8 protein-coding genes and 1 rRNA gene are annotated in these 7,127 nt (G+C 41.3%); 6 read left to right on the top strand and 3 right to left on the bottom strand.

Translation table 11 applies throughout. The annotated features are described in order from the left end of the window. The 4 genes from rrf to IJS99_08875 all read left to right on the top strand — a co-directional run. Positions 1–112, top strand: a 5S ribosomal RNA gene (gene rrf / locus IJS99_08890); the annotation flags it as partial. Positions 113–280: 168 nt separating this feature from the next. Continuing rightward, on the top strand, positions 281–1,732 hold the full coding sequence (locus tag IJS99_08885) for a hypothetical protein (GenBank protein ID MBQ7561927.1): 1,452 nt from the start codon (positions 281–283) through the stop codon (positions 1,730–1,732). Further along, a complete protein-coding gene (gene citX, locus IJS99_08880) occupies positions 1,708–2,238 on the top strand; it encodes a citrate lyase holo-[acyl-carrier protein] synthase (protein MBQ7561926.1) in 531 nt (176 codons plus the stop codon). The genes IJS99_08885 and citX overlap by 25 nt, the downstream gene beginning before the upstream one ends. Then, positions 2,235–3,014: a tyrosine-protein phosphatase gene (locus IJS99_08875; GenBank protein ID MBQ7561925.1), complete on the top strand. Its 780-nt coding sequence runs from the start codon at positions 2,235–2,237 to the stop codon at positions 3,012–3,014. Before citX ends, IJS99_08875 begins: the two co-directional genes overlap by 4 nt. Positions 3,015–3,074: 60 nt before the next feature. On the opposite strand, the gene rsfS is transcribed toward IJS99_08875, so the two are convergent. The 3 genes from rsfS to IJS99_08860 are packed head-to-tail and all read right to left on the bottom strand — an operon-like array spanning position 3,075 to position 5,134. Further along, the gene (rsfS, locus tag IJS99_08870) at positions 3,075–3,395 is read right to left on the bottom strand and encodes a ribosome silencing factor (GenBank protein ID MBQ7561924.1); all 321 of its coding nucleotides are present in this window, start codon (positions 3,393–3,395) and stop codon (positions 3,075–3,077) included. Then, on the bottom strand, positions 3,395–4,492 hold the full coding sequence (locus IJS99_08865) for a sugar kinase (protein ID MBQ7561923.1): 1,098 nt from the start codon (positions 4,490–4,492) through the stop codon (positions 3,395–3,397). Before IJS99_08865 ends, rsfS begins: the two co-directional genes overlap by 1 nt. A 6-nt stretch (positions 4,493–4,498) precedes the next feature. Next, a complete protein-coding gene (locus IJS99_08860; protein ID MBQ7561922.1) occupies positions 4,499–5,134 on the bottom strand; it encodes a bifunctional 4-hydroxy-2-oxoglutarate aldolase/2-dehydro-3-deoxy-phosphogluconate aldolase in 636 nt (211 codons plus the stop codon). Between the two features lie 243 nt (positions 5,135–5,377). Between IJS99_08860 and IJS99_08855 the strand changes: the two genes are divergently transcribed. After that, complete coding sequence (locus IJS99_08855) at positions 5,378–6,937, top strand: type I restriction-modification system subunit M (GenBank protein ID MBQ7561921.1); 1,560 nt, start codon at positions 5,378–5,380, stop codon at positions 6,935–6,937. Then, positions 6,924–7,127, top strand: a 204-nt coding sequence (locus IJS99_08850) for a restriction endonuclease subunit S (protein ID MBQ7561920.1), incomplete at its 3' end; no start/stop codon positions are given. The genes IJS99_08855 and IJS99_08850, both read left to right, overlap by 14 nt.

Genomic DNA, 7,127 nt, shown 5'->3' with positions numbered 1-7,127 from the left:
GCGGCCAATGCAGCAGGGTCACACCCGATCCCATGCCGAACTCGGAAGTTAAGCCTGCTAGCGTCGATGGTACTGTGTGGGGTACACACGGGAGAGCAGACCGTCGCCAGTTTATAATTTAAATCAAGAGGGAGTCTTTATGATGAGGCTTCCTCTTTTGCTATTGTGCTATATTTTGCTATATTATATTTTATTATTATCATGCTATAATTTATCTCGTTTTATTAGTCAGATTATTTATATTATTCACAATCAATATAGTATGGAGTGATTATTTATTATGAAATTTTCTAGTTCTAGCAAAATTTTTTACTGGCTGGGAATGTTTATTATATTCTCGGTCATAGTCTCATCGGGATGCGGTGGGAGCAGCAGCAATTTTTATTATCCTGATACTCAAGACGTAACAAGCGGCGATCAAGATGTTGTCAGTGATGACCAGCAGCAAGAACAAGAACAAGAGCAGCAGCAAGAAAGCAGCTCACTAACTTTTGACCCGTCAAATTACACAACTGGCACTGTGAACGGTGTATCTTATCGCGCATATTCTAATATTGTCTATGTAGCAAATCCCGTTAATTCAAGCTATCAGCAATTAAGTATTTACATTCCCGAAACTTATTTTTCAGGCGGGACTCTTAACGGCTACACTGCTGAGACTGCCCCGATTTTCATGCCTAATAATGTCGGAGGTTACATGAAAGGCGGCATTTCTTCACCTGACGGCAGGAATTCTTCATCTTTGAGCACTGCACTAAGTAAGGGACTCGTTGTTGTGTCGGCTGCTTTACGTGGACGTGATACGGATTACGGGACTGCTCCGGCCTGCATAGTAGATTATAAGGCTGCTGTCAGATATTTACGCTACAATAAAAACAATTTGCCGGCAGGAAATACCGATAAAATTATCTCAAGCGGTACAAGTGCGGGCGGGGCGATTTCTGCTTTACTCGGTGCGACTGGGAACTCAAGCGATTATAATACATGGCTCAATGAACTCGGCGCAGCAAATGCCTCTGATGATATTTTCGCGTCAATGTGCTATTGTCCGATCACTAATTTAGATAATGCCGACATGGCTTATGAATGGGTATTCGGAGGCGATTCGGGAATCTCGGCGACTCTGAAATCAAATTTTGTGAGTTATGTTAATAATCTCGGCTTGAAAAATGGCAGCACTTCTTTAACGCTTAATTCTGACGGCTCAGGCTCATTCAAGCAATATATCGAAAGCGTTTATCTCAAGTCAGCACAGGACGCAATAAATTCCGGAGAAACTGTTAATGTTAGCTGGATTACTATGAGCGGAAATAACGCAGTGAGCGCAGATTTAGACGCTTATTCAGCAAGTTTTACGTCAAGACAGAAGAATGCTCCCGCGTTTGATCAATTAGATATGGGCTCGGCAGAAAATAACGAATTCGGCGACAAACATTTTACTGAATTCGCATATAATAACAGCACTGCGTCTAATCCTTTAATGGCTGACTCGGCGATTATTAAAGCTATGAATCCCATGAATTATATCGGGAGCGCGAATACTGCAAAATACTGGAGAATCAGGCACGGCACAAAGGATCGTGATACAGTCTTAGCAATTCCCGCGATTCTTGCTCTGAAATTATCAGAGAACGGCTGTAATGTAGATTTTGCTTCACCCTGGGACACAGGACACGGCGGAGATTATGATTTAGACGAGTTATTTTCATGGATCGACTCAATTTGCAAATGACAGGTCAAGAAATTAATTTATCTCAAATGCTCGTGCGGCGCGAAAAACGTTCGTGCGAGCAAAAATTTTTACTTGACAAATATAAATCGCCTCTAATTTCTTTCTCTATGAACATTCCCGGCCCGGTCAAGACTAATTCACTGATTCGCAAGGCTTTTGACAGGGGGCAAATTTTAATTCTTGAATCGCTCGCAAATATTCACGCGAAAATTAATGACTCAATAGAGACTCACGAGAACACAGGCGACGAGCTTTTATTGTCAGTCTCAAACATCCCCCCCGACGAGCTGAAAAATTTATCTCTCAAAATCGAGAATGACTCGGAAATCGGCCGACTATATGATATTGACGTGATTGACTCAAATGGGCAGAAATTATCGCGAAAAATTTTCAGGAAGTGCCTAATTTGTGATAAGCAGGCTCAAGAGTGCGCACGTTCAAGAAATCATACAGTTCAAGAAATGCAGGCCGCTATAATTAATTTATTACAGGAGGCAGATTTATGAGACGCAAAATTTTTTTACTGGCAATAATATTATTATTTATAATTTCTCCGGCAAATGCAGCAATCAACGGCAAAAATTTTTATAAGTCCCTTAGCAGGCGGCTCAAATATGAACGTGAGAATTATTTATATTTGAGTGATAGGGAATTTGCTAATTTTCGCGAGATAACTACGACGGGAATAGCCCCCGGCAAATTATATCGTTCGTCATCGCCTGTCAGTAACTGGGGCAAGCGTAATTTAATAGCCGATAAAGCAGCTCAGAAAGCCGGAGTCAAAACTTTCATAAATTTAGCTGATACAGAAAAAATCATGAGAAATTACCCGGACTATAATACGAGCTATTACAGCAAGCAAAATATAATATGCCTGAATCTCAGCACAAAATTTTTCACGAAAGAATTTAGAAACGGGCTATTACGGGGAGTCAAGTTCATGACAGAAAATGAGCCGCCTTATTTGATACATTGCAGTCTAGGTAAAGACAGAGCCGGCTTTGTGTGTGCTTTGATTGAGTGTTTAATGGGAGCTTCAGCAAATGAAGTTGTGAGCGATTATTTAATTTCATTCTATAATTATTTCGGAATTGTCCCGGACTCAGACCCGGAGTCAGAATATAATTTTGTCGTCAAAAATGAGATCAGCGCGTTTCTTGCAAAGGCCTTCAGGGTTAATAATATTTATGACGTGAATTTGCAGGAGTGTGCAGAGAAATATTTTATAAATCTTGGCTTGAGTGTTGACGAGATAGAATTATTGCGCGAAAAACTCCGTTGAATGGGTGAATCAAGCCGCCGTCGGGGTGGGCGGGTGGGAGACGGCGGCACTCAAAAAATTTTATTCTTCTTCCCACAGACGTTCCAATCTGTAGAAATCTCTTCCCTTATGGCTGAATACATGCACTACTATATCGCCAGCATCTATCAGTCTCCAGTTTGAACTCTCTGCACCCTCAATCTTGCATTTATGCCCGGCTCGTTCTAATACTTCTTCTGCTGTGTCCGCTAAAGTTTTTAAGTGTGTATCAGAATTCCCCGTAACTAATATAAATGCGTCTGCCAGGCTGCCTTTATTCTTAAGGTCGAGCGTAATAATATTTTCGCCCTTCCTGTCGTCTAATGCTGCTGCTACTGTCTCAAGTAAATTATTATTATCCATTAACGTTTTACACGCGCTCCTGCTCCGCCCATAATAGCTTCAACTTCTTTAACGCTCGCCATTGAAGTATCGCCCGGCGTTGTCATTGCTAAAGCCCCGTGAGCTGCTCCATAATTTACGGCCTTCTCAGGGTCGCCAGTCGTCATTAAGCCGTAAACAAGTCCCGACGCAAAAGAATCTCCACCGCCGACTCTGTCCATGATTTCAAGCCCGTTATACTCTTTTGACATGTAAATTTCTCCGTCCGCCCAGCAAATCGCCTTCCAGTCATTAACTGTCGCAGTTCGTACAGTTCTTAGTGTCGTAGCTACTGCCTTGAAATTCGGATAAGTTTTCGCAGCCTCGCCGATCATTTTTTTATAGCCGTCGAGATTTAATTCTTTGAGATTCTCGTCATTGCCCTCGATTTGGAAGCCTAGACACGCCGTAAAATCTTCTTCATTGCCGATCATTACGTCGACATATTTTGCGACTTCTTTATTTACTTCTTGAGCCTTTGCTTGGCCTCCTATTGCGCTCCACATTGAAGGACGATAATTTAAATCATAGGAGATCAGAGTCCCGTATTTTTTCGCGATTTTGCAGGCCTCTATTACTGTTTTGCATGACTGCTCGGATAATGCCGCGTAAATTCCCCCCGTGTGAAGCCAGCGGACTCCCATTTTTCCGAAAATTGTTTCAAAGTCTAATTCTTCCGGAGTAGCTTGTGAAATTGCCGTGTTAGCTCTGTCTGAGCAGCCCACTGCACCGCGAATTCCGAAGCCCCGTTCAGTGAAATTAATTCCATTGCGGCAGATTCTCCCGATTCCGTCCGTTTTTTTCCAGTAAATAAGGCTCGTATTGACTCCGCCCTGCTCGATAAAATCCTTCATTAATTTGCCGACTTCATTGTCAGCAAACGCCGTAATTACTGCCGTGTCCATCCCAAAACATTTATGAAGTCCGCGAATTACGTTATATTCTCCGCCGCCTTCCCATGCTCTGAAGGATCTCGCTGTTCTGATTCGTCCTTCGCCCGGATCGAGTCTTAGCATTACTTCACCGAGACTAACTGCGTCAAATTTGCATTCACCCTTTGGACGTAAATTTAATTGCATCGTTGATTACCCCCTGATTTCTTTAACTATTCCGGCTGCTTCTTTTACTAGTGCGCCGATTTTGTCCCATTCTCCGGCCGTGATTAAATCCTTCTTGACCATCCAGCTCCCTCCGCACGCGATAATTTTCTTATAAGCAAGATAATCACGCACGTTATTTGCATTGAGTCCGCCCGTCGGCATAAACTTTAAATCTACATATGCAGCTGCTACAGCCTTAATCATGTTGAGTCCCCCGGCAGGTTCAGCAGGGAAGAATTTGACAACTTTTAAGCCGAGTTCTAAAGCCTGTTCCATCTCGCTGGGTGTTTGAGTTCCCGGAGTTATCGGCATACTTTTATCAAGGCAATACTGCACGATTTTAGGATTGAGTCCCGGTGAGACAATAAATTTTGCACCTGCGTTAATTGCCCGGTCGGCCTGATCTTTTGTGAGAACTGTTCCCGCTCCTACTAACATTTCAGGAAATTCACGCGTCATTATTTTGATTGACTCTTCTGCTGCTGCTGTCCTGAATGTTACTTCAGCACAGGGGAGACCGTTTTCATATAATGCCTTTGCTAACGGTGCTGCGTCTTTTGGGTCGTCAAGTACTACTACAGGAATGATTCCGATTTTTGCGAACTGCTCGAATATCATTATAATATCAGCTCCTTTATTTAATTAAGTATATTATATATTGAATCTCTGAGATTATATTAATTCTTTGCTGCTATAATACAAGACAATAAACACGCAAATTTTCTTATACGGCCTCTCTTTCTCCGCACGTAAAGACTCATTCACGATAAAAATTTTTCACATTCAGAAATAAAATAATTTGACGAGCTATTAATTAGGCTTTACACTTTTATATAATTCTCACAAGGAGCGATTTATTTTATCATGACTACTGAAAGCAGAGAACGTGAAGAAGTTCACCGCGCTATTTGGGCAATCGCTGATCAATTACGGGGAGCTGTTGACGGCTGGGACTTCAAAAATTATGTACTCGGCACTATATTTTATAGATACATTTCTGAACGCTTAACGGATTATATAAACTCAAACCAGAAGGCCGCAGGAATCGAAAATTTTGACTACTCGAAAATGAATGACTCCGACGCTGAAACAGCACGCGAGTCCCTCGTTCCTGAACAAGGTTTCTTTATCCTGCCCAGTGAATTATTTTGCAACATTAAAGACTCCGCCAAATCTGACAATAATTTAAATATGACGCTTGAAAAAGTATTCAGAAATATTGAGAACTCAACAAAAGGCACTCCCTCAGAAGAAAAATTTACGGGATTATTTGCTGATTTTGACGTTAATAGCAGCAAGCTCGGCAAAAATGTAGAGACTCGAAATGAACGGCTCAGAAAACTTTTAGACGGTGTCGCTGACATGAATCTAAATTCTGACAGAAATATTGACGCTCTAGGGGACTCCTATGAATATTTAATGTCTATGTACGCATCTAATGCAGGAAAATCGGGCGGCGAATTCTTTACTCCTGCTGATGTCTCGGAATTATTAACACGGCTCGGCACAGTCGGCAAAAATTACATCTCAAAAATTTATGATCCTGCCTGCGGTTCAGGTTCGTTACTGCTCAAGATCCGCAAAATTCTAGGTGATGAATCAGTCGGGGAATTCTACGGACAAGAAATTAATTTCACGACTTATAATTTATGCCGCATTAATATGTTCCTTCACGGAATCGCTTTTGATAGATTTAATATCGCAAATGAAGACACTTTAATACACCCTCAGCACTGGGATTTTCAGCCGTTCGATTTAATCGTGTCTAATCCGCCGTATTCTATTTCATGGAAAATTGATAATAATTCAACGCTGATAAATGATCCCAGATTCTCACCTGCCGGAGTCCTCGCTCCTAAAAGCAAGGCAGATTTTGCGTTTATTATGCACTCTTTATCATGGCTTGACTCAAACGGGACGGCCGCAATTGTCTGTTTTCCGGGCATTATGTACAGGGCCGGAGCTGAACAGAAAATCAGAGAATATCTCGTAGAAAATAATTTTATTGATTCAGTTATTCAAATGCCTGATAATTTATTTTTCGGGGCCTCGATTGCTACGTGTATTCTTGTCATGAAAAAAAATAAGTCCGATAACAAAATTTTATTCATGGACGCAAGCGACGAATGCATTAAATCAATTAATAATAACAGACTCAGCCATGAAAATATTTCTAGAATCGTCGAGGCATTTACTAAACGCGAAAATATTAAGGACTTTTGCAGAGTTGTTGACTGCGAAGAAGTTAAGCGCGAGGATTTCAATTTGTCCGTAAGTACTTATGTCGCACCTCGTGACTCACGCGAAAAAATTGATATTTCTCAACTAAATAACGAAATTATTTCAATCGTTCAACATGTTAATACACTAAGAGACGAAATAAATAATCTTATTCAGGAGATCACACAAAATGAGCAGAATTAATATTTTTTGCCCGGAGGGAGTCGAATTTGTGAGACTAGGGGATATTGCAACAATAACACGCGGGGGCAATTTTCAGAAAAAGGATTTTACAGAGAACGGGCGGCCATGTATACACTACGGGCAAATTCACACATATTACGGGACATATGCGCACGAAACTTTAACGCGTGTATCAGACGAAATATATAAT

Source organism: Synergistaceae bacterium, assembly GCA_017444345.1.
Lineage (GTDB): Bacteria > Synergistota > Synergistia > Synergistales > Aminobacteriaceae > JAFUXM01.
Note: the sequence above shows the minus strand (reverse complement) of the source record. Positions and strands in the feature narration are given on the sequence as shown.